The 20,141-nt window shown below is 64.9% G+C and carries 16 protein-coding genes; 11 read left to right on the top strand and 5 right to left on the bottom strand.

All coding sequences use genetic code 11. The annotated features are described in order from the left end of the window. The first annotated feature begins 43 nt into the window (after positions 1-43). From A3E77_RS03650 to A3E77_RS03605, 10 genes are all read left to right on the top strand, one after another. Complete coding sequence (locus A3E77_RS03650) at positions 44-1,354, top strand: glycerate kinase type-2 family protein (RefSeq protein WP_293643488.1); 1,311 nt, start codon at positions 44-46, stop codon at positions 1,352-1,354. 12 nt (positions 1,355-1,366) lie between these two features. Next, positions 1,367-2,626 (top strand): MFS transporter, encoded by a 1,260-nt coding sequence (locus tag A3E77_RS03645; protein ID WP_293643487.1) that lies wholly within the window; start codon positions 1,367-1,369, stop codon positions 2,624-2,626. Beyond that, positions 2,613-3,656, top strand: coding sequence for a zinc-binding dehydrogenase (locus tag A3E77_RS03640; protein ID WP_293643486.1), 1,044 nt, complete (start codon positions 2,613-2,615; stop codon positions 3,654-3,656). The genes A3E77_RS03645 and A3E77_RS03640 overlap by 14 nt, the downstream gene beginning before the upstream one ends. Beyond that, positions 3,653-4,633: a Gfo/Idh/MocA family protein gene (locus A3E77_RS03635; RefSeq protein WP_293643485.1), complete on the top strand. Its 981-nt coding sequence runs from the start codon at positions 3,653-3,655 to the stop codon at positions 4,631-4,633. The genes A3E77_RS03640 and A3E77_RS03635 overlap by 4 nt, the downstream gene beginning before the upstream one ends. Continuing rightward, positions 4,630-6,345 (top strand): glycoside hydrolase family 36 protein, encoded by a 1,716-nt coding sequence (locus A3E77_RS03630; RefSeq protein ID WP_293643484.1) that lies wholly within the window; start codon positions 4,630-4,632, stop codon positions 6,343-6,345. Before A3E77_RS03635 ends, A3E77_RS03630 begins: the two co-directional genes overlap by 4 nt. Beyond that, positions 6,342-7,352 (top strand): UDP-glucose--hexose-1-phosphate uridylyltransferase, encoded by a 1,011-nt coding sequence (locus A3E77_RS03625; RefSeq protein WP_293643483.1) that lies wholly within the window; start codon positions 6,342-6,344, stop codon positions 7,350-7,352. Before A3E77_RS03630 ends, A3E77_RS03625 begins: the two co-directional genes overlap by 4 nt. Continuing rightward, positions 7,349-8,500 (top strand): galactokinase, encoded by a 1,152-nt coding sequence (gene galK, locus A3E77_RS03620; protein WP_293643482.1) that lies wholly within the window; start codon positions 7,349-7,351, stop codon positions 8,498-8,500. The genes A3E77_RS03625 and galK overlap by 4 nt, the downstream gene beginning before the upstream one ends. 22 nt (positions 8,501-8,522) lie before the next feature. Continuing rightward, complete coding sequence (locus A3E77_RS03615; RefSeq protein ID WP_293643481.1) at positions 8,523-9,428, top strand: ROK family protein; 906 nt, start codon at positions 8,523-8,525, stop codon at positions 9,426-9,428. Next, positions 9,425-10,243: a class I mannose-6-phosphate isomerase gene (locus tag A3E77_RS03610; protein ID WP_293643480.1), complete on the top strand. Its 819-nt coding sequence runs from the start codon at positions 9,425-9,427 to the stop codon at positions 10,241-10,243. The genes A3E77_RS03615 and A3E77_RS03610 overlap by 4 nt, the downstream gene beginning before the upstream one ends. A gap of 357 nt (positions 10,244-10,600) precedes the next feature. After that, on the top strand, positions 10,601-13,369 hold the full coding sequence (locus A3E77_RS03605; RefSeq protein WP_251644547.1) for a putative bifunctional diguanylate cyclase/phosphodiesterase: 2,769 nt from the start codon (positions 10,601-10,603) through the stop codon (positions 13,367-13,369). A gap of 502 nt (positions 13,370-13,871) precedes the next feature. On the opposite strand, the gene A3E77_RS03600 is transcribed toward A3E77_RS03605, so the two are convergent. The 3 genes from A3E77_RS03600 to A3E77_RS03590 form a co-directional block, all read right to left on the bottom strand. Then, on the bottom strand, positions 13,872-15,062 hold the full coding sequence (locus A3E77_RS03600; protein ID WP_251644548.1) for an IS91 family transposase: 1,191 nt from the start codon (positions 15,060-15,062) through the stop codon (positions 13,872-13,874). 6 nt (positions 15,063-15,068) lie between these two features. Beyond that, positions 15,069-15,977, bottom strand: coding sequence for a tyrosine-type recombinase/integrase (locus A3E77_RS03595; protein WP_003044904.1), 909 nt, complete (start codon positions 15,975-15,977; stop codon positions 15,069-15,071). A gap of 224 nt (positions 15,978-16,201) precedes the next feature. Further along, a complete protein-coding gene (locus A3E77_RS03590; RefSeq protein ID WP_011540425.1) occupies positions 16,202-16,795 on the bottom strand; it encodes a TetR/AcrR family transcriptional regulator in 594 nt (197 codons plus the stop codon). A 73-nt stretch (positions 16,796-16,868) separates the two neighbouring features. On the opposite strand from A3E77_RS03590, the gene bdcA reads away from it, so the two are divergent. Next, a complete protein-coding gene (gene bdcA / locus A3E77_RS03585; RefSeq protein ID WP_003044917.1) occupies positions 16,869-17,582 on the top strand; it encodes an SDR family oxidoreductase in 714 nt (237 codons plus the stop codon). Between the two features lie 552 nt (positions 17,583-18,134). Here bdcA and A3E77_RS03580 read toward each other — a convergent pair. Together A3E77_RS03580 and A3E77_RS03575 are read right to left on the bottom strand one after the other, a co-directional pair. After that, entirely contained in the window at positions 18,135-18,926 is a 792-nt protein-coding gene (locus A3E77_RS03580; RefSeq protein WP_011540427.1) for a SirB1 family protein, read from the bottom strand. A 2-nt stretch (positions 18,927-18,928) separates the two neighbouring features. Further along, positions 18,929-19,843 (bottom strand): VPGUxxT family thioredoxin-like (seleno)protein, type 2, encoded by a 915-nt coding sequence (locus A3E77_RS03575; protein WP_003044924.1) that lies wholly within the window; start codon positions 19,841-19,843, stop codon positions 18,929-18,931. Positions 19,844-20,141: the final 298 nt, after the last annotated feature.

The following is a 20,141-nucleotide window of genomic DNA, read 5'->3' as shown; positions in this document are numbered from 1 at the left end:
GGCGCTTTCGCCGCTCTGCTTCACCCCATGGGGCAAATCATAAGTGGAGGGTGTCATCGCTACCGAGGCCGAACAGGTGAGCCGGACGAGCCAGCGCGAGCAGCTGATCGCGCTGTTCCGCGAATCGGTGCGCGCGGTGAGCCCCGAGGTTGCGATGCCGCGGAAGATCCCGCACTCGCCGCACGGCCGTACCGTCGTCATCGCGGTCGGCAAGGCTGCCGCCGAGATGATGCGTGTCGCACAGGACCGAGCCGAACAACCGCTGAAGGGACTCGTTGTCACGCGCCACGGCCATCTGCCCGAGCCCGCGCCGTCGTGGCCTGATGTCGAGATCATCGAGGCGGGGCACCCCTATCCCGACGAGAACAGCCTGCGCGCTGCCGAACGCGCGCTCGCGATCGCCACCCGGCTCGAGGCGGGCGACAATCTGCTGCTGCTGCTCTCGGGCGGCGGCTCGGCGCTCCTCGCGGCGCCTGCGGGGGGATTGACGCTGACCGACAAGCAACAGATCACCCGCGCGCTGTTGCAATCAGGCGCGACGATCGAGGAGATCAACTGCGTCCGCAAGCATCTCTCGCGCGTCAAGGGCGGGCGGCTGGCGGTGGCGGCGGGCGCCGCGCATGTCACGACGTGGATCATCTCGGACATTCCGGGCGACGATCCCAGTTTCGTCTCGTCGGGGCCGACCGTTGCCGATCTCACCAGCCTGTCGGACGCGCGCGACATCGTCGCCAAATATGGCATCGAGCCTTCGATGCAGGTCGCTGCGGCGCTGGACGACCCCGCGAACGAGACCCCCGCCGCCGATGCGCTCGGCATCGCGGGCGGCGAGACGCAGATCATCGCCAAGGCGCGCGACGCGCTTGCTGCCGTGCAGGCGATGGCGGGCGAGGCGGGGTATCAGGTCACCAACCTCGGCGACCAGCTTCAGGCCGAGGCGCGTCATCTCGGTGCCAGCCACGCCGCGCTCGCGCGCCGGATGGCGAAGGACGGCACCGCGCGCGTGATCATTTCGGGCGGCGAGACCACCGTCACCGTCACCAACAAGGCGGGGCGCGGCGGCCGCAATCTCGAATATCTGCTCGGCCTCGCGATTGCGTTGAATGGCGAGCGCGGCATCTTCGCCATCTCGTGCGACACCGACGGGATCGACGGCACCGACGATGCGGCGGGCGCGACGATCGGCCCCGACACGCTTGCGCGCGCCCGCGCCGCGGGGATCGACCCGGCCGAATATCTGGCGTCGAACAATGCCTACAGCTTTTTCGAAAAACTCGGAGACCTGGTCATAACCGGGCCCACGCTGACCAATGTGAACGACTTTAGGGCGATCCTGATCGACCCGACGGCGTAAGGGAGAAGAGACATGGTGGGGAACAAGGGAGGTCTGGCGGCCCGCGTCAACTATCCGTGGATCATGATCGGGCTGCTCTGGCTCGTCGCGTTCCTCAACGCGGCCGACCGCAACATCCTGCTCGCCGTCCTTCCCGACCTCAAGGCCGAATTCGACCTCACCGACACCCAGCTCGCGCTGCTCGGCTCGGTCTTCTTCTGGATCTACGCCGTCGGCGCCTTCGTCGCGGGCCGCGTCGGCGACAGCGTGCGCCGCAGCCGCCTCATCATCTTCGGCCTTGTCTTCTGGAGCGTCGCGACCGGGGCATCCAGCCTCGCGACCGGCTTTGCGCTGCTGCTTTCGATGCGCGGGCTCGTCGCGGTCGGCGAGTCGACATACTACCCGACCGCCACTGCGCTGATCGGCGACTGGCACAAGCCGCAGATGCGCAGCCGCGCGCTGTCGCTGCACCAGACCGCGGTGTTCGCCGGGTCGGGACTGGGCGCCGTCGCGGCCGGCTATATCGCCGACGCGTTGAGCTGGCACGCGCCGTTCCTGATTTTCGGCGCGGTCGGGCTGGTTCATGCCGTCATGCTGTGGTTCTTCCTCCACGACGCGCCGATCGTCCGCACCGCCGCCGAGGAAGGCAAACCCGCCGAACCCATCGGTATCGTGCTCCGCATTCCCGCGGCGCTGATTCTCTGTGCCGTCTTCGCGCTGGCGACGGGCGCCTCGACGGGGGTCACCTTCTGGGCGCCCTATTTCGTCAAGAATCTGCTCGGCCTCAATCTGGCCGATTCGGCTTGGGTCGGCTCGGCGACGATCAATATCGCCGGTTTCTGCGCGGTCCCGCTCGGCGGTTTGCTCGCGGACACGCTGGCGAAGAAATCGCCGATCGGCCGCTTCACGACGCTTGCGATCGGGCTCGGGCTTGCCGGACTGCTGCTGCTGCCGCTGCTCGGCGCAAAGACCGCGACGCAGATCGGCATGGTGCTGGTTGCGACCAGCATCGCGAAGGGCCTGTTCGACGGCTGCATCTACGCCGCGATGCAGGATGTCGTCCCGCCGCACGCCCGCGCCACCGCGGTCGGCATGATGACGATGATCGGTTTCCTCGGCGCCGGCATCACCCCGATCCTCGTCGCGTGGATCGGCGAGAGCTTTGGCATGGGGTCGGGAATCGTCGCGATGGCGGGGCTTTACGCCGTCGCCGTTCTCATCCTGCTCGGCACCCGCCTGCAGGCCCGCCGCGGCGTCGCGGCCAATCAGGAGGTCGTCCATGTCGTCGAGTAAGGCGCTGATCCTCACCGCGCCGCGCACGCTGGCGTTCGAGGAAAGCGCGTTCGCCCCGCTCGGTCCCGAAGAGGTGCGCATCCGCACGCTCTTCTCGGGGATCAGCGCGGGCACCGAGCTGACCCAATATCGCGGCACCAACCCCTTCATGCACCGCCGCTTCGACGAGGCGCAGCGCCTGTTCGTCGATGCCGAGGTGCCGAGCTGGGACTGGCCGGTGCGCAACCTCGGCTATGAGGAATCAGGCGAGATTGTCGAGGTCGGCAGCGGGATCTCCGACCTGAAGGTCGGCCAGCGCCTCTTCGGCACGTGGAACCACAAGACGCATCATGTCGCGACCGCCGACTATACCCGCGACCGGCTGCTGCCCGAGGGCGCCGACCCGCGCATCGGCATCTTCTCGCACATCGGCGCGGTGGCGCTGAACGGTGTCCACGACGCCCAGATCCGCATCGGCGACACGATCGCCGTATTCGGCTTGGGCGTACCCGGCCAGATTGTCGCGCAAGCCGCCCGCGCGTCGGGTGCGCGCGTGATCGCGATCGACCCCGACGCCGCGCGCCGCGACATCGCGCTCCGCCATGGCGCACATCTCGCGATCGAACCCGCAGGCGCGGCCGAGGAAATCAAGCGCCTCACGGGCGGCCGCGGCGCCGACGCGTGCATCGAGGTGTCCGGCGCGCCGCCCGCGCTCGGCGAAGCGATCCGCGCCGCCGCCTACAACGCGCGCGTCGTCGCGATGGGCTTCTTCCAGGGCGCGATTCCGGGCCTCAAGCTCGGCGAGGAATTTCACCACAACCGCATCCAGCTCATCTGCTCGCAGATTTCCGGCGTCTCTCCCGACGCGAGCTATCGCTGGTCGAAGCCGCGGCTGTGGCGCAGCGCGATCGAGCTGCAGCACGACGGCACGCTCGACCTGATCCCGCTGATCACCCACTGCGCGCCGTTCGAGGACGCACCGAAGCTGTTCGACCAGCTCGACCAAGGCGCGCCGGGCATGTTGCAGGCGATGCTGGAGTTCGGCGCATGAGCGCGCTGCGCGTCGGCCTGCTCGGCTGCGGCGGCATCGGTGCGCGCCATGCTGGCGCGGTCGCTGCATTGCCCGACGATATGGAACTGGTCGCTTGCTGCGGCCGCGATGCGGAGAGGACGAGGGCGTTTGCGGAGGGTCGCACTGCCGCCGCCTACACCGACCTCGATGCTATGCTGCGGCAGGAGCGTCTCGATCTCGTCATTGCGACATTGCCCCCCTATAATCGCGGTGGCGAGATCGAGCGCGTTGCGAAAGCGGGCGCCCATCTGCTCGTCGAAAAGCCGATCGCGCTCAATCAGCCGGCCGCCGACGCGATGGTCGCCGATGTTTCGGCCACCGGCGTCGTCGCCGCCATCGGCTTCATGTACCGCTTCGGCGATGCGGTACGGCGCTGGAAGGCGGCCGATACCGGAGAGGTCGGACTCTACGCCGGCGCCTATCACTGCAACGCGCTCCACGCAGACTGGTGGCGCGAGGAGGCGAAATCGGGCGGCCAGATCCTCGAGCAGGTGATCCATCAGGTCGACCTGATCCGTCATCTGATGGGCGAGCCCGATACCGTCTATGCCCGCCGCGCCAATTTCGCGCACCACGACACGCCGGGCTATGATGTCGAGGATATCAGCGCGATCGTCTTCGGGTGGGACGACGGCCGCATCGCGACGCTCAACGCGTCGAACATCGCGGTGCCCGGCGTGTGGCACAAGGAGTGGGCGGTCTATGCCGAGCGCATGACCGGGCGCTTCACCAGCTGGAACGACGCCGTGCTGACACGCACCGCCGGCGAGGTCTCGGCCGAGGAAATCGCCGGACCGACCGATCCCTTCGTCGCGCAGCTCGCCGACGTGCATCGTGCGATCACGACCGGCGGCGCGCCCTATATTCCGCTCGCCGAAGGCGCGGCTTCGCTCAAGCTGGCGCTGGCGGCCCGCCAATCGGCCGACGAACGCCGCGAAATCCGGCTGACCGCATGATCGCTCTCGAAAAGAGCGGCGTCCGCCTCGACGGGATACAGCCGTTGCTCGACGGCACGGTCCCCGCCTGCTGGCCCGCGAGCGAAATCCCCGGCGGGATCGAATGGGCGCTCGAAGCGGGCGGTGCGATCCGCCTCGCGATCGGCCAGGATTGCGATACGGTCCGCTTGGACGTCTCGGCGAGTGGCCTCGACGAAGCGCCGTTGTCGCTCGGTCTGCGCTTCGGCGCGGTGCGCGGCGTCCGCCGCTATCTCCGCAACGGCTATCACAGCTGGGACGGCAGCTTCTTCGCCGATCCCGGCACCCCCGCAGGCGACGCGCCGCCGGGCAAGGAACCGACTCTCGGCTTCGCGATGACCGCGCTGGTGCCAACCGAAGCGCAGGGCGCCCTCATACTCGGCTTCGACCGCCACGATCGCTTTCAGAACCGCTTTCGCTTCGGCGGCGATGCGGCGGCGATGACGATCGACGTCGAAACCTTGCTCGACCGCACCGGCCGGGTCGCGGCCGAAAGCCTGTTCGTCTACGCCGACCCCGACGTCGAGACCGCGCTGATCCGCTGGTCCGATCGGGTCGCCGCCGCCTCTCCGACGCCGCCGCGCATCCCCGACAAGCGGATCAAGGGCTGGTGCTCGTGGTACAATCTCTACGCCGCGATCAACGAAGAAAATATCCGCGAGCATCTGACCGCGGCCGCGCATTATCGCGACACCCACGGCCCCGATCTCGACATCTTCCTGATCGATGACGGCTTCACCCCCGAAATGGGCGACTGGCTCGACGTCAAACCGCAATTCCCGCACGGAATGCAGCCTTTGCTTGGCGAGATCGCCGGGGCGGGCTTCACCCCCGGTCTGTGGATCGCACCCTTCATGGTCGGCAACCGCAGCCGGCTCTATGTCGAGCATCCCGACTGGGTGGTGCGCGAGAAGGCGACCGGCAAGCCGCTGATCCAGATGGCCTTTTACGGCGAGTTCCGCTGGCACAAGCGCAGCGAGGAATATTATGTCCTCGACATCACGCATCCCGATGCCGAGGCGTATATCCGGCGCGTTTTCCGCACTTGGGCGCATGAATGGGGTGCGCGCTATTTCAAGACCGACTTCATGTTCTTCGGCGCCGAATATGGCCCCGACCGCGCTGTCTGGCACGAGAGCGGCCTGTCGCGCGTCGAAATCTGGCGCAAGATGGGCGCGATCATCCGCGAAGAGATCGGCGATGCCTTGTGGCTGGGCTGCGGCTGCCCACTCTGGGCTTCGGTCGGGCTGGTCGATGCGATCCGCATCGGGCGCGACGTCGGGGTCAAATGGTCGGGCGATCAGTCGGCCGAGAGCCTGCTCCGCGATCAGGCGACGCGCAACCATGCCGCGGGCCGGCTGTGGCAGGCCGATCCCGACTGCATCCTGCTCCGCGACCGCTTCCACGATCTGACCGACGCGCAGGTGGAAAGTCTCGCATTGCTGGCCGGTCTGTCCGGCGGGGTGTTGATGACGAGCGATCATCTCGGCGAACTTACGCCCGAACGCGCAACGCTGTTCGACGCGCTCGCGGCGCTCGATGTGGTCGACTGCCGCTATCCGTCGCTCGGCAATGGCGAGGCGCTGATCGTCCAGCGCGCGACGCTCGCCGACGGCCGGACGCTCGAACTCCGGCTCGATCCCGAAACCGGCGAGAGCCGCTGCACCGACAGCGCCGGGGCGGTCTGGCCATGACCTTCGACCCGACCGAACATCCGCACCGGCGCTACAATCCGCTGCGCGGCGAGTGGATTTTGGTATCGCCGCACCGCGCGAAACGCCCGTGGCAGGGCGAGCAGGGCAGGGACGTGACCGAGCTGCCGCCGAGCTACGATCCGACCTGCTACCTCTGTCCCGGCAACACGCGCGCCAATGGCACGACCAACCCCGCCTATGCGGGACCGTTCGTTTTCGACAACGACTTCGCCGCGCTGCTTGCCGACACGCCCGCGCCCGAAACGTCGGGCGATCCGCTGTTCCGCACCGAAGCCGCATCGGGCACCTGCCGCGTGATCTGCTTCTCGCCCGATCATGCGCGCGGGCTGCCGCTGCTGTCCGACGCCGAGATCGCCGCGGTCGTCGACTGCTGGTGCGAGCAATGCGCCGACCTCGGCCGCACGCACGCGAACGTGCAAGTCTTCGAGAACCGCGGCGCGATGATGGGCTGCTCGAACCCGCACCCGCACGGGCAGGTCTGGGCGACGAAGCACATCCCCGCCGAGATCGCATGCGAGGACGCGAGCCAGCGCGCGTGGGCCGGCGCGAAGCCGATGCTCCTCGAACTCGCCGAACGCGAAGTCGGCGGCCCGCGTGTCGTCGTCGAGCATGACGACTGGCTTGCGATCGTCCCCTATTGGGCAAGCTGGCCGTTCGAGACGCTGCTGCTGCCGCGCTTCGCGGTGCAGCGCTTGCCCGATCTCGAAGCCGCGCAGTGCCAAAGCCTCGCCGCGATCCTCGGCGAGCTCACCCGTCGCTACGATGCGCTCTTCGACTGCGCCTTTCCTTACTCGATGGGCTGGCACAGCGCGCCGTTCGGTGAAGGCGACGTCGGCCACTGGCAGCTCCACGCCCATTTCTATCCGCCGCTCCTCCGCTCGGCGACGGTGCGCAAGTTCATGGTCGGCTACGAACTGCTCGCCGAGGCGCAGCGCGACCTCACCCCCGAGCAAGCCGCCGAGCGCCTCCGCGCCGTCAAGCCATGACGCTCGCCGACCGCATCCTCGTACGCTTCGCCGAACTCGTCGGCGCCGCGCCCGACTTTGCCGTCCGCGCCCCCGGCCGCGTCAACCTGATCGGCGAGCACACCGACTATAACGACGGCTTCGTACTCCCCGCCGCGATCGGCTTGCAAAGCATCGTCGCGGTCCGCCGCCGCCCCGACTCCATCGTCCGCATGATCGCCGCCGACTTCGGCGATGCGGTTAGCGCGTTCGATCTCGCACAGCCGATGGCGCGCGACCCGAACCAGCCTTGGTCCGACTATATCCGCGGCGTCGCCACCATCCTGCAGGCGGAAGGCGTCGATCTCGGCGGTCTCGACATGCTCGTTGCGGGCGACATTCCGCAGGGCTCGGGCCTGTCCTCCTCGGCCTCGCTCTCGGTCGCGAGCGGGATGGCGTTCGGCGAACTGTTCGCACCCGGCCGCTTCGACGCGACCGGGATCGCGCTGATAGCCCAGCGCGCCGAATGCGATTTCGTCGGCATGCGCTGCGGCAATATGGACCAGCTCGCGTCGGCCCATGGTACGGCCGATCACGCCTTGCTCATCGACTGCCGCAGCTTGGACGTTCGCCCGGTCGCCCTGCCGACCGATACCGCTATCCTGATCGTCCACTCGGGGATCAGCCGCGGCCTCGTCGATGGCCACTACAACGAGCGCCGCGCCCAGTGCGAAGCCGTGGCGCGCCAACTTGACGGCCCCGCACTTCGCGATGTCATGCTCGGCCAGCTCGAAGCCGCGCGCGCCGACCTCGACCCCGTCGCCTACCGCCGCGCGCGCCACGTCGTCACCGAGAACGCCCGCACGCTCGCCGCCGCCGATGCGATGGCCGCAGGCGATCTCGCCGCGCTCGGCGAGCTGATGGCCGCCTCACATGCTTCGATGCGCGACGATTTCGAGATCACGCTTCCCGCGATCGACCAGCTCGTCGCCGAGCTGCAGGCCGCGGCCGGCCCGCGCGGCGGCGCACGCATGACCGGCGGCGGCTTCGGCGGCGCGGTCGTCGCGCTCGTCGCGGCCGATGCGGTCGAAACGGCGGTGGCCCACATCGAAGCGCGCTATCGCACGCCGGAAGGCAACAAGCCGCTAATCATGGTCGAACGCGCCCACGCCGGCGCGTCCTTCCTCTAAAAGCAGGCGCAAGGGACAGGATATGAGCGACAAGATTGCGCTGATCGAAGCGGGCGGCACCAAGTTCATCGTTGGCGTCGGCGATGCCTCGCGCAACATCCACGCCCGCACCCGCATCGACACCACGCGCCCCGACGAAACGATCCCCGCCGCGGTCGAATGGCTCCGCGCGCAGGGCGGCGACTATGCGGCGGTCGGCATCGCGAGCTTCGGCCCCCTCGACCTCGACCCCGCCTCGCCCAAATGGGGCCATATCACCCGCACCACCAAACCGCACTGGAGCGACGCCGACATCGCCGGGCCGTTCGCGCGCGCCTTCGGTTGCCCGGTCGCGATCGACACCGACGTCAACGGCGCCGCGCTCGCCGAATGGAAGTGGGGCGCGGGGCAGGGGACGAGCTCGACGCTGTATCTCACCGTCGGCACCGGTGTCGGTGGCGGCGCAGTCGTCGGCGGACGGCCGATCCACGGCCTCAGCCACCCCGAGATGGGGCATATCCGCATGCCGCGCCATCCTGCCGATCTCGATTTCGCGGGGCATTGCCCGTTCCACGGCGACTGCCTCGAAGGCCTCGCCGCCGGCCCCGCGATCATTGCGCGCTGGGGCGCATCTCTCTCCGACCTGCCCGCCGATCACATAGGGCACGAGATCATCGCCTGGTATCTCGCGCAGGCGGCGCAGACCTTTCAGGCGATTCTCGAACCGGCGCGGATCATTCTCGGCGGCGGAGTGATGGGGACACCCGGCCTGCTCGATCGCGTTCGGGCGGAGACTGGCAAGGCGGCGGCGGGCTATTTTGCCGGTACGCCGGAAGAGATCATCGTTGCGCCAGCACTTGGTGAAAATACCGGCCTGCTCGGCGCCCTGGCGTTTGCGGCCCGGCCGGCGAACTTGGATTACCTGCTTACCGGGACGAAAAGAGCATGATTACCAAGCTTCCGATCAGCGTGCACGAGAAACCATGGGGTTTGACACAACTTCCTGAGCCGTTCGGTCATCTTTCCGGCGCCCCGGTCGGCGAAATATGGTTTGATCCGCCTCCAGGAGCGGAGCTGCTGGTCAAATATCTGTTCACGAGCGATCGCCTCTCCATACAAGTTCACCCCGACGATCAGCAGGCGAAGCAGAGGGGTAAGGCATCGGGAAAGGAGGAGTGCTGGTACATTGTCGACGCCCGGCCGGGCGCCGTGATCGGTATCGGAACCTGGAGAATACTTGACGCTGCCGGGCTGCGAACTGCCTGTTTGTCAGGCGAAATCGAAGAGCTGCTGGAGTGGCATCCGGTCTCCGCAGGCATGTTCTTTCATGTGCCGCCCGGCACCGTCCATGCGATCGGCGCTGGCATCTCGCTGATCGAAGTTCAGCAGAATAGTGACGTTACCTATCGCTTGTATGACTACGGGCGGCCGCGGCCGTTGCACCTTCGAGAGGCAATCGATGTCGCTCACGCGGGTCCGATGCCACAGGCTCTCAGGCAATTTGTCGATCCAATGCAGACTCGGCCTCTGCTCCGATCGGCTGCATTGAATGTTTTCCATTATAGCGCGGCAGACAGTCGAATCGTCAATTTGACGACGTCCACACTTATCATCCCGATCGCTGGCCATGTCGAACTTGGTGGCGTCGCTATCTGCAGCGGCGAATGCGCTTTGGTCGAAGGGGAGGATCGAATTGAAATGAAACATGGCGCTCGTCTTTTGGCAGCTTTGTCCGGTCTGGATTCGGCGCGCGCGGGCTTGTAGATTTAAGCATTACCTCTTTTCTGGTTCGCTGGCGGCTTGGTGTGGCGTGAGTTCAATTTACGAGAGCTATTCTGCGCGACACTTTATCAATTGGAATCCCGCTAAAAAATTTTCAAAATCGGCGAGCGTCTCCTTTTCACAGTTCGCGCCTGGAAGCAGACCGTCTGAAACCGGCCATTTTGAGCCGAAGGACGCCGTTCCTCCAGACGGACTACTGGGAGCTCGCTCTGCGAAACATCAAAGGCTGTCGCCCGACACCGCGCGCAATTCTGCCGTTCGCGCAACGAGTGGCTAAACGCTTCGTTAAGCGGGGAAGCACTATCGTCTCTGACCACTATTTGCGGGATTGCAGTAAAAATGGCCCTCGGCGCCAGCGGTAATTTGTCCGTTCAATCGGACGCTGTCCTACGCGAGCAATATGCGAGCTTGGCGCGGCAAGTTCCGCTCATGTACGCGCTCATGTTCCTCAACGTCTTGTTTCTCGCGATCGTAACCGCCGACGGCGAATCTTGGGCCATCAGCTTCATGGCGCCGCTGGCCTTGACGGTGATCATCGGGGTGCGCGGAGCAGCGTGGTATTTGCGAAGAGGCACCGTCGCCACCGATGATCATATTCGCCGATATCTGCGCGGCACGGTCCTTCGAGCCGGTGCCTTCAGTCTCATGTTCGGAGGCTGGGGCCTCTTTCTTTTCCTGGTTGCCGATCCCTTTCACACGACCGCTATCGCGCTGTTCATATTCGTTGGTTCGATCAGCTGTTGCTATTGCCTGCAGGCCCTCCCCGCCGCGGCCCGGCTTGTTCTCCTGTTCGGAGCTTTGCCGGTCACCATCGGCCTACTCGTCTCGCGTGACTGGTATTTCACGGGGATGGGCCTGACATTCCTGCTTGGAGCCGGGGTCATCCTGCGAACAATCGCGACCACGCGGTCGGCGGTGTATGAATCGCTTCGGTCGCGGTCGGAAATGTCTGCGCTGATCGAAGCTCTTCGGCGAAGCGAGGAACATTACCGGTTTTCGGTCGAACTCAACCCCCAGATTCCATGGATCAGTGATCCCGAAGGACAGATCGTCGAAGTGGGGCCGCGCTGGACCGAGCTCACCGGCGTGCCCGCTGAGGAGGCGCTCGGCGGGGGCTGGACCAATTATCTCCATCCCGACGACCTGCCCAGCGTTCTCGCGCACTGGAGCCAGGCACTGACATCGGTCGACAATGCTGTTGCTGACGTGCGGTACAGAGTTCGTAACACGGACGGCAGTTACCGATGGTGCCGCGCGCGAGCCAATCCGCGTCGCAACGCTGACGGGCGGATCGTCAGCTGGTATGGAACTCTGGAAGATATCCACGATCAGGTGACTGCGGAACTGGCCTTGCGGGAGAGCGAGGAGCGCTACCGCTTGGCTTCCCACGCCACGAACGATGTGATCTGGGACTGGTCGCACCGCACCGACCGCATCGAATGGGGCAACGGAGCGGTAGACGTGCTGGGTTATCCGGAAGCGTCGAAAGGCACTCCGGTCAGCTGGTGGAAGGAGCGGATTCATCCTGATGACTTGCCCGGCGTGGACGCGACATATGACACGGTGCTGCGCAACGTCCAGGATAGCTGGAGTCATGAATATCGGTTCCGCGCTGCGCATGGCAATTTCATCAACCTCTTTTCGCGGGGCTACGTCGTGCGCGATGACGAGGGGCATGCAGTACGGTCGATCGGCGCGCTTCTTGACGTCACCGCCGCGCGCCGGTCCGAGGAGGAGCTGCGATGGGCTGCGAACCACGATCCCCTCACGGGACTGCCCAACCGCAAGCTCTTTAGCGAAGTACTGGAACAGGCGCTCGCCGGGGCCGCCGCAGACACTTCGTGCGTTTGCGTTATCGTTATAGATGTCGATGGGTTCAAGCTCCTCAACGACAGCATGGGGCATGCGGCGGGCGATGAGCTTCTCAAAACTATAGCGCGACGCCTGCAGGGTAACCTTCCTGCCAGTGCGACGGTGGCCCGGCTCGGCGGCGATGAATTCGCGGTGATTGTGCCGGGGCTGGCTCCTGATTCCGCGCGCGCCTCGGCTGTTGATGCAATCCTCAAGGGCGTCGCGGATACACTGACCATCGACGAGAGCGTCTTGCCCGTCAGCATTAGCGCGGGCGCCGCAGTGTGGCCGGCCGACAGCGACGACGCCGAAGGGATTCTGAAGAGCGCAGACCTCGCGCTTTACGCGGCGAAGGCAGAAGGCGCGGGGGTCGTACGCGAATTTCGCTCCGAGATGCGCGAGGCTGCTGAGAGCCGCAAGGCCATGCTGCGCGAGGCGCGCGAGGCTCTTCGCGACGACCGGATCATCCCTTTCTATCAAGCAAAAGTCGACCTTCGCAGCGGCGACGTCATCGGTTTCGAAGCGCTGCTACGCTGGCACCATCATCGGCGTGGCCTTCTGCCCCCCAATAGCATTCAGGCTGCATTCGACGACAGTCTGCTCGCCAGTGAACTGACCGACCGGATGATCGACCGCGTACTTGCTGACGTAGCGGACTTTAGCGATAAGGGCGTTGCCTTCGGCCGTATCGCAATCAACGGTTCGCTCGCGGATTTCCGGCGCGACGACTTCGCGGACCGTATTCTCGGCAAGTTTCACCGCGCCGGCATTCCGCCGACGCAGCTCGAACTGGAAGTTACCGAAAGCGTCTTCGTCGATCATCTTGCCCTCAATGTAGAGCGTGCGTTGCAAGCCTTGGTAGCCGAGGGCGTGTCGATCGCCCTCGACGACTTCGGTACCGGTTATGCATCCTTGACGCACCTACAGCAGTTTCCGGTCGATGTTCTGAAGATCGACAGATCGTTCATTTCACGGCTCGATAGCGCAGACAGCGCCGATTTCGCAATCGTTCACGGCGTGATCGACATCGCGCATCGTATGAACATCGTCACGGTCGCGGAGGGCGTGGAAAACGATAACCAGCTCGTTCAGCTGCGCAATCTCGGCTGCGATATCGCGCAAGGCTATCTGTTCAGCCGCGCAATCAGCTTCGAACGCGTGCCGGCCTGGCTGCGGAAGTGGGGACAGAACCGTCCTGTATGGTCAGAGGCGGCGGCTGATCGAGCGACAGCCGAACCGCCTACACGCATGGCATGATCGAAAGAGGGGCCGGCCAAGGTGTCGCATCAGCATTGAAAACACAGTGGGGTACCTCGGCGTTGATTTGGAAGTTGCGCTGACGTTGGCGGAAGGCATCGAAGTCTGACGTGTCGATTTGAACACCCTGAGGGCGAGCGCTCTGACGTGCAGCTGAACGTCCGCTCTGTTTGTTTGGACGCCAATAGCGGCCAGTCAGCAAACGTTGAGAGTTTCAGACGCCGTTAGGCGTCAGAAAGTCTTCGATGCCCGAACCGCGGGGATCGTGGGCTGAGCTATGGGGAAAGCAGTTTTGTGCTGATGGTGGGAAGGCCAGATGTTGCCCAAAAGCGGACGTGCGCGATAGCGGACCTTCTGAATTTAGATCGCAAAAGCGGACGTGGAAAAGCGGACGGGCCGATTTTGATATGGCGACGTCTGCTTTTGAGCAGCACCGGCGCGAGCGGGGTCGCTTCCAGGGGCGGGGGTGCGCTGGATCGTGTCGGTGCCAGGCCGTGCCGGATCACGGCGTAGGTGTCCCGGGTGCGAGGGATGGCGGTGGCGGCGCGCGAGGCTGATAACGGCGCTCGAACACCTCGATGACGATCATGATGCCGCCACAGCACGGGCAGGTCGGTCGGGGCTCTGCATCGTCGGTCGGTTCCTCGGACGGGGGAGGCGCGACATCGAGCAGACGTCGCGCGCGTTCGAGATGATCCTTGCGGCGTGCGCTGGCGAGGAGGCCATAGTGGCGGATGCGGTGGAATCCGCGAGGCAGGGCGTGGAGGAGGAAGCGGCGGATGAACTCGTCGGCGGCGAGTGTCATGACCTGCTGCCGTCCGGCGCCGGCCTTGCGATAATCCTTGTAGCGGAAGGTGACCCCGGCATCGTCGAAGCGGAGGAGGCGGCTGTTCGATATGGCGACCCGGTGGGTGTATCGAGACAGATAGGCGAGCACCGCCTCGGGGCCCGCAAACGGCGGCTTGGCATAGACCACCCAGCGCTTCTTCCTGACGGGCGAGAGGTGGCGCAGGAATGCGCGTCGTTCGGCAAGATGCGTCAGGCTGCCAAAGAAGGCGAGCTTGCCGTCATCGTGCAGCGCGCGCAGCCGGGTCAGGAACAGGCGGCGAAACAGGGCACCAAGGACGCGGACCGGGAGCAGGAAGGCGGGGCGGGCGGATATCCAGCGTGTTCCATCGCGCGAGATGCCGCCGCCCGGCACGATCATGTGGATGTGGGGATGATGGGTCAGCGCCGAGCCCCAGGTGTGAAGCACGGCGGTGATGCCGATCCGGGCGCCAAGATGCTTCGGGTCGGCGGCGATCGTGAGCATCGTATCGGCCGCGGCCTTGAACAGCAGGTCATAGACGAGCGCCTTGTTGTGGAAGGCGATCGCGGCGACCTCGGCAGGCAGGGTGAACACGACATGGAAATAGCCGACGGGCAGGAGGTCGGCCTCGCGGGCATCGAGCCAAGTGCGCGCGGCAGCGCCCTGGCATCTTGGACAGTGCCGGTTGCGGCAGCTGTTATAGGCGATCCGCCAGTGCCCGCAGTCGGTACAGGCCTCGACGTGACCGCCGAGCGCGGCGGTGCGGCAATGCTCGATCGCCGACATGATCTTGAGCTGATGCAGGCTCAGATGTCCGACATGGGCGGCGCGGTAGGTTGGCCCGGCAGCGCGGAAGATGTCGGCGACCTCGAGTGAGGCGCGCATCCCGCCTCAGCCGTCAGGGGCTTCCTTGCTCGGCGATGCGAGCGCGAGCCTGTCGAGCGGACTGGTCACCGCGCGCATCGTCTTGGTGGCGACCTTCGTGTAAAAGGCGGTCGTATTTAGCGCGGCGTGGCCAAGCAGGACCTGGATGACGCGGATATCGACACCATCTTCGAGAAGATGGGTGGCGAAGCTGTGCCGCAGGGTGTGCGGTCCGACGCGCTTGTCGATGTCCGCGGCCTCAGCGGCCTCGACGACGACGCGGTAGAGCTGGCGCGTGCTGATCGGAGCCGAAGCGCTCTGTCCGGGGAAGAGCCAGCCATCGGGAACGAGGAAGCCCTGTTGCCGTCCGGCGCGCCACCAGTCGCGGAGCAGCAGGAGCAGGCCTTCGGGCAGCATCGCGTTGCGGTAGCGTCCGCCTTTACCGCGCTCGATCCGGAGCAGCATCCGCTTGCTGTCGACGTCGCTGATCTTGAGCGCTGCCACCTCGGCCACCCGCAGGCCCGCGCCATAAGCGACCGACAGCGCCGCCTGATGCTTGAGCGAGCGTGTGGCATCGAGCAGCCGCTTCACCTCGGCCATGGTCAGAACGACCGGGATCTTGCGGACCTGCTTGGTGCGGATCAGCTTACGCACGAGATCGGGGCGGTCGAGCGTGTGGGTAAAGAAGAACCTCAGCGCGCCGACGATGCTGTTCATCGTCGGCGCCGGCACGCCCGCCTGCTGCTGCTCGAACTGGAACTGCCGGATATCCTCGGTGCTCGCGGTGTGGGGCGAGCGACGCAGCCAGGTCGCGAACCGTCCGACGTCGCGAAGATAGTTACGCTGCGTCTCCGTGGAGAACCCGCGCAAGGTCATATCGTCGATCAGTCGCTGGCGCAGCGGGCTGATCGGGCCAATCTGGATAAGCTCGTTCATCGTTCGACTCCTCAGTTGAAGGAGTCGAAAGGGTCTGCCTCTGACCGCAGACGTTCAATCAGGCGCGGCGTTCGTCGGGCCGCTTTACATCGAGGCTAGCGCCAATCCGCGGAGCGGTTCGTGCAACGGCCAGTACTGTCCACAGGGCGCATCAGGGGCATCTTCGGTCAATCGTGCTAGCTCTAATCGGCCGGTTTATTCACCACCTTCTGATCATGCTGCTATCAAGCCGGCAGCACCTGCGTGAGAACGCTGCCTGCAAGCCGCGCTGTAGCGAGGAGGCGCGATAGGTCGTGTCCGCTTCGCGCCTTTGCCGAAAGCCCGGACATCGTCGTGGCGACAAAATCGGTCACTTGATCGGCCGCCTCCGGATGGCGCGCCGCGATATAGTCATGGATGAACGTTTCCGCACCGAGGTTGAGCGCGCGAGCGGCTTCGCGCGCATCGTCGTCGTTGCAACGCGTGCCTTCGAGTACAAGGCACCCGCCTGCCGCCGGGTTGAACGCATAGCGACGCGCGGCCTCCTCCAGCATAGCCGCAACGGCATCGGCGACGGGGACGTCGGGACGCAGAATGTCCGCGAGCGGAATCGCTTCGGTGTCCGTCCAATAATCGAGCACGCGCTGGTAAAGTCCGGCTTTGCTGCCGAAAGCGGCGTAAAAGCTTGGCGGATTGATGCCGAGCGCGTCGGTGACATCGGCGACGCTGACGGCGTCATAACCGCGTTCATGGAAAAGTTGCTGCGCAGTCGCCACCGCTGCCTCGGGATCGAACTTACGTGGACGGCCACGCGTGCGGGATCTATTTGTAGTAACCATTACAAAATGCCTTGACGATGGCTTTCGCGATATTATGTAGTGGACGATACATTAATAAGCAAGGAGTCTCCCGATGTCCAACTTTCAAGGAAAATCCGTTCTGGTCCTCGGCGGCAGCCGCGGAATCGGCGCGGCGATCGTCCGCCGTTTTGCGTCCGACGGCGCCAAGGTCGTCTTCACCTACAACGGATCGCGCGAGGCGGCCGAGCAGCTGGCGACCGAAACCGGCACCAGCGCGGTAGCGACCGACAGCGGCGACCGCGACGCAGTGATTGCACGCGTGCGCGAGAGCGGCCCGCTCGACATACTGGTCGTCAACGCCGGCTTCGCGCTGTTCGGCGACGCGCTCGACCTCGATCCCGACGACGTCGACCGGCTGATCCGCGTCAACGTCACCGCCCCCTATCATGCGTCGGTCGAGGCCGCGCGGCAGATGCCCGACGGCGGCCGCATCATCGTGATCGGTTCGGTAAACGGCGACCGCATGCCTCTCCCCGGCATGGCCTCCTATGCACTGAGCAAATCGGCGCTGCAGGGCATGGCGCGCGGACTGGCCCGCGATTTCGGACCGCGCGGAATCACGATCAATATCGTGCAGCCCGGCCCGATCGATACCGACGCCAACCCCGAGGACGGACCGATGCGCGAGCTGATGCACAGCTTCATGGCGATCAAGCGCCACGGGCGGCCCGAAGAGGTCGCTGGCATGGTTGCTTGGCTGGCTGGCCCCGAAGCGGGTTTTGTCACTGGCGCCATGCACACGATCGACGGCGCATTTGGTGCCTGAGGTGGAGCAGGGGACGGTCGCAAGACCGCCCCCTTTGCCGACGGTCGCGCCTTAAATGGCAAGATTTGGCCGTGAGCAAGCCCTGACTTACGGTCAGCAGATATGTCCATCCAGCGGTTCAATGCCATGTGGGCGGAATAAGTGCTCTATACGCGAATCTACACGAAAGAGCGGATCTGCCGCTACTTGCTCGCGACAGCATTCTGGCATCTCTTGCTGAGTATCAGGGACAAGCGCCGATGGACTGTGAAGCTCGGCGCGACTTTGCTGGTCCTCGCTGGGGTCACGTTTGTCTGGGTGACGCTCGCTCTCCACCTCTATGGCTTCAACATGGTTTTTTGATGCCGGCGGCGGGTGGTCAGTCGTTTTCGCGCGATCGGCGCGGTCGAGCCGCCTTTCGGGGAGCAGCCCTGCGACATTTCGCGGCATGTCGTTATCGAGGCCGCACCGCTTGTAGGGACGCCCTTCGAAGCCAAGGACATCGCCATCGACGTCGACTCCCCGGAGAGGAGCGCAACGGCGCGCAGCGACATGTGATGTGTCAGGCCTCGTCTAGGTCAGGGCTTCAAATGCTTCCATGATCCGGTCACGAGTCCGCCTGTCAGGTGCAACTTCCGACATGGCGAACAGGCTTGCCTTGGCGCCCTCGACATCGCGGGATTGCAACTGCAGACGCGCCAGATTTTGCCAGGCCTCGAGGCGCCTCGGTGCGACCCTGGTTATCCGCTGATAAATTGCGAGACCCCGCTGATGATCCTTTTCCTGCTCTGCGCGGATTCCCTGATTGTTCAGCAGCCGGGCCAGCACATCGCGATTGCTCATCCGCACGGCGCTGAGTGCGGCGGCGCCGCCTTCCTGGCCTAGACTCGCACGGTACACCGCTGCAACTTGTCCCGCTGACAGCACAGCGCCTCCGGCAAACGGATCGAGCACCACCGGATTCTTCTCGCCCAGCTGGACAAGCACCTTGCCGGGGAGATTGAGCACATAGGCGCTCCAGCCCGTCCGGCGGGCCATGGCGACATAGAGGATCGACAGTGCAATCGGCAGGCCGCGCTTTCGGTCCAGCACCCTGATGAAGTCCGCGTTGACGGGTGCATCATAAGTTTCATCGTCGCCAACGAACCCCAGTTCGCCGTGCAGAACGCGCGAAAGCGCCGCGGCCCGTTCTTCCGGAAGGAACGCGCTTCGGCCTTCAGCGCACACCCGGTCCTCAATATCTTCGAGCATGTCGAGATAATGGGCGATGTCCGCATTTTCATGATCGAGTTGGCTGAGAGCGAGCGATGCCAGGTCGAGCAGGATATCTTCGTCTTCGATGAGGCCGATGGCAGCAATATCCATGATCATGTCTCCTTTTCGACCAAACCAAGCCGCTGCGCCAGCACGGGCCGGCTTTCGCGAATGTCCTTGCGATAGGCTTCATTCTCGCCCGGTGCTTCTAGCCGCGGATTGGCTAGCCACGCGCATTGTTGCGGGCTGAGAAAGTCCGCGAGCGGTGTGCGATAGGGTATAGCGAGGTTGATCTGCGTGCGCTGAGCCGGCGTCAGCGGCAGATGGCGCGCCGCATTTTTGCGCAGATAGAATTGCGGTTCACCGTCAAGCGCGAACCCGCCACTGTCGATCGCGCCAAATCCCTCCTCGTGGGCATAAGCATCGAGTTCGGAACGCGCCGCCGCGCGGGGATCGAAATGGACCTGCACCACTTCCTCGCCATCGATCCAGCCAGCGTCGGTCGTGATGACCGCCGGATGCTGCGCGAGGCTCGTTTCGCCCGACCAGAAGCACGGCGTCGTGTAGGTCGCCGATTTGCTGAGGCCATTTTCGATCAGCAGGTCGCGCCCCAACAGGCGGAAGTAGCCAGGAACGTCGCCGCCGAGCAATTCCAGCACGGCGACGATCTTTTGGTGCAGAGCCGGCGCATCATAACGATCGGCGAGCTTGGGCAGCAACTCGGCGCCATCGGGCCCGAGAAACCGCACCACGGGATTATTCCATGATGGCTCGTCGAAGCGGCGCAGGATCTCGGCGTCCGCCCCCGGGCGGTTGTTGAAGATGGCCACGGGCACGAACCGATCTGCGATAAGTTCCACCATCAAGGGATGGGTCAGTACATCCTGCCCGAAACGCACGCACGTCGAGCAGCCCGGCACCTCCTGAAAGAGCAGCAGAACCGGTTTTCTCTGCTCGGCTGCGACCGCGAGACCGGCGTCCAGATCGCGCAGCCAGGCGACGTCGCCGAGCTCGCGATGCTCGCGCAAGGAAACTAGATTTTGTTGCATGGGTCTAATCTAGTGAGGGCGGTTCGCAATACAATGCGAGCGGGGCTATCGCGAAGTGATTCCAGAGCCGGCTCAATCGTGTCGTAATCCGAAAAGGCTAAGTTCCAATTGCATCGATTTTCGGTTCCAGTTTTGGTTGAAGAGCCCTCCATTTGGGTCGCACGGATGCACATAACTGTTCGCGTCTTCCCTTGCTTTGCAGAATCAGTCCTGCATCTGCGCCCTGCGTCCGCGCGGCGCAGTTGAACATGGGCGCGGAACGTCAGACGGTGAGATC

The sequence above is a fragment of the Sphingopyxis sp. RIFCSPHIGHO2_12_FULL_65_19 genome (assembly GCF_001830555.1).
Taxonomy (GTDB): Bacteria; Pseudomonadota; Alphaproteobacteria; order Sphingomonadales; family Sphingomonadaceae; genus Sphingopyxis.
Note: the sequence above shows the minus strand (reverse complement) of the source record. Positions and strands in the feature narration are given on the sequence as shown.

What these genes read in the sequence shown, in the direction of transcription:
- A3E77_RS03635 (WP_293643485.1), top strand. Translation starts at nt 3,653, where the DNA reads ATGAGCGCGCTGCGCGTCGGCCTGCTCGGCTGCGGCGGCATCGGTGCG.
- galK (WP_293643482.1), top strand. Translation starts at nt 7,349, where the DNA reads ATGACGCTCGCCGACCGCATCCTCGTACGCTTCGCCGAACTCGTCGGC.
- bdcA (WP_003044917.1), top strand. Translation starts at nt 16,869, where the DNA reads ATGTCCAACTTTCAAGGAAAATCCGTTCTGGTCCTCGGCGGCAGCCGC.
- A3E77_RS03630 (WP_293643484.1), top strand. Translation starts at nt 4,630, where the DNA reads ATGATCGCTCTCGAAAAGAGCGGCGTCCGCCTCGACGGGATACAGCCG.
- A3E77_RS03595 (WP_003044904.1), bottom strand. Translation starts at nt 15,977, where the DNA reads ATGAACGAGCTTATCCAGATTGGCCCGATCAGCCCGCTGCGCCAGCGA.
- A3E77_RS03615 (WP_293643481.1), top strand. Translation starts at nt 8,523, where the DNA reads ATGAGCGACAAGATTGCGCTGATCGAAGCGGGCGGCACCAAGTTCATC.
- A3E77_RS03605 (WP_251644547.1), top strand. Translation starts at nt 10,601, where the DNA reads ATGGCCCTCGGCGCCAGCGGTAATTTGTCCGTTCAATCGGACGCTGTC.
- A3E77_RS03645 (WP_293643487.1), top strand. Translation starts at nt 1,367, where the DNA reads ATGGTGGGGAACAAGGGAGGTCTGGCGGCCCGCGTCAACTATCCGTGG.
- A3E77_RS03610 (WP_293643480.1), top strand. Translation starts at nt 9,425, where the DNA reads ATGATTACCAAGCTTCCGATCAGCGTGCACGAGAAACCATGGGGTTTG.
- A3E77_RS03600 (WP_251644548.1), bottom strand. Translation starts at nt 15,062, where the DNA reads ATGCGCGCCTCACTCGAGGTCGCCGACATCTTCCGCGCTGCCGGGCCA.
- A3E77_RS03625 (WP_293643483.1), top strand. Translation starts at nt 6,342, where the DNA reads ATGACCTTCGACCCGACCGAACATCCGCACCGGCGCTACAATCCGCTG.
- A3E77_RS03580 (WP_011540427.1), bottom strand. Translation starts at nt 18,926, where the DNA reads ATGGATATTGCTGCCATCGGCCTCATCGAAGACGAAGATATCCTGCTC.
- A3E77_RS03590 (WP_011540425.1), bottom strand. Translation starts at nt 16,795, where the DNA reads ATGGTTACTACAAATAGATCCCGCACGCGTGGCCGTCCACGTAAGTTC.
- A3E77_RS03640 (WP_293643486.1), top strand. Translation starts at nt 2,613, where the DNA reads ATGTCGTCGAGTAAGGCGCTGATCCTCACCGCGCCGCGCACGCTGGCG.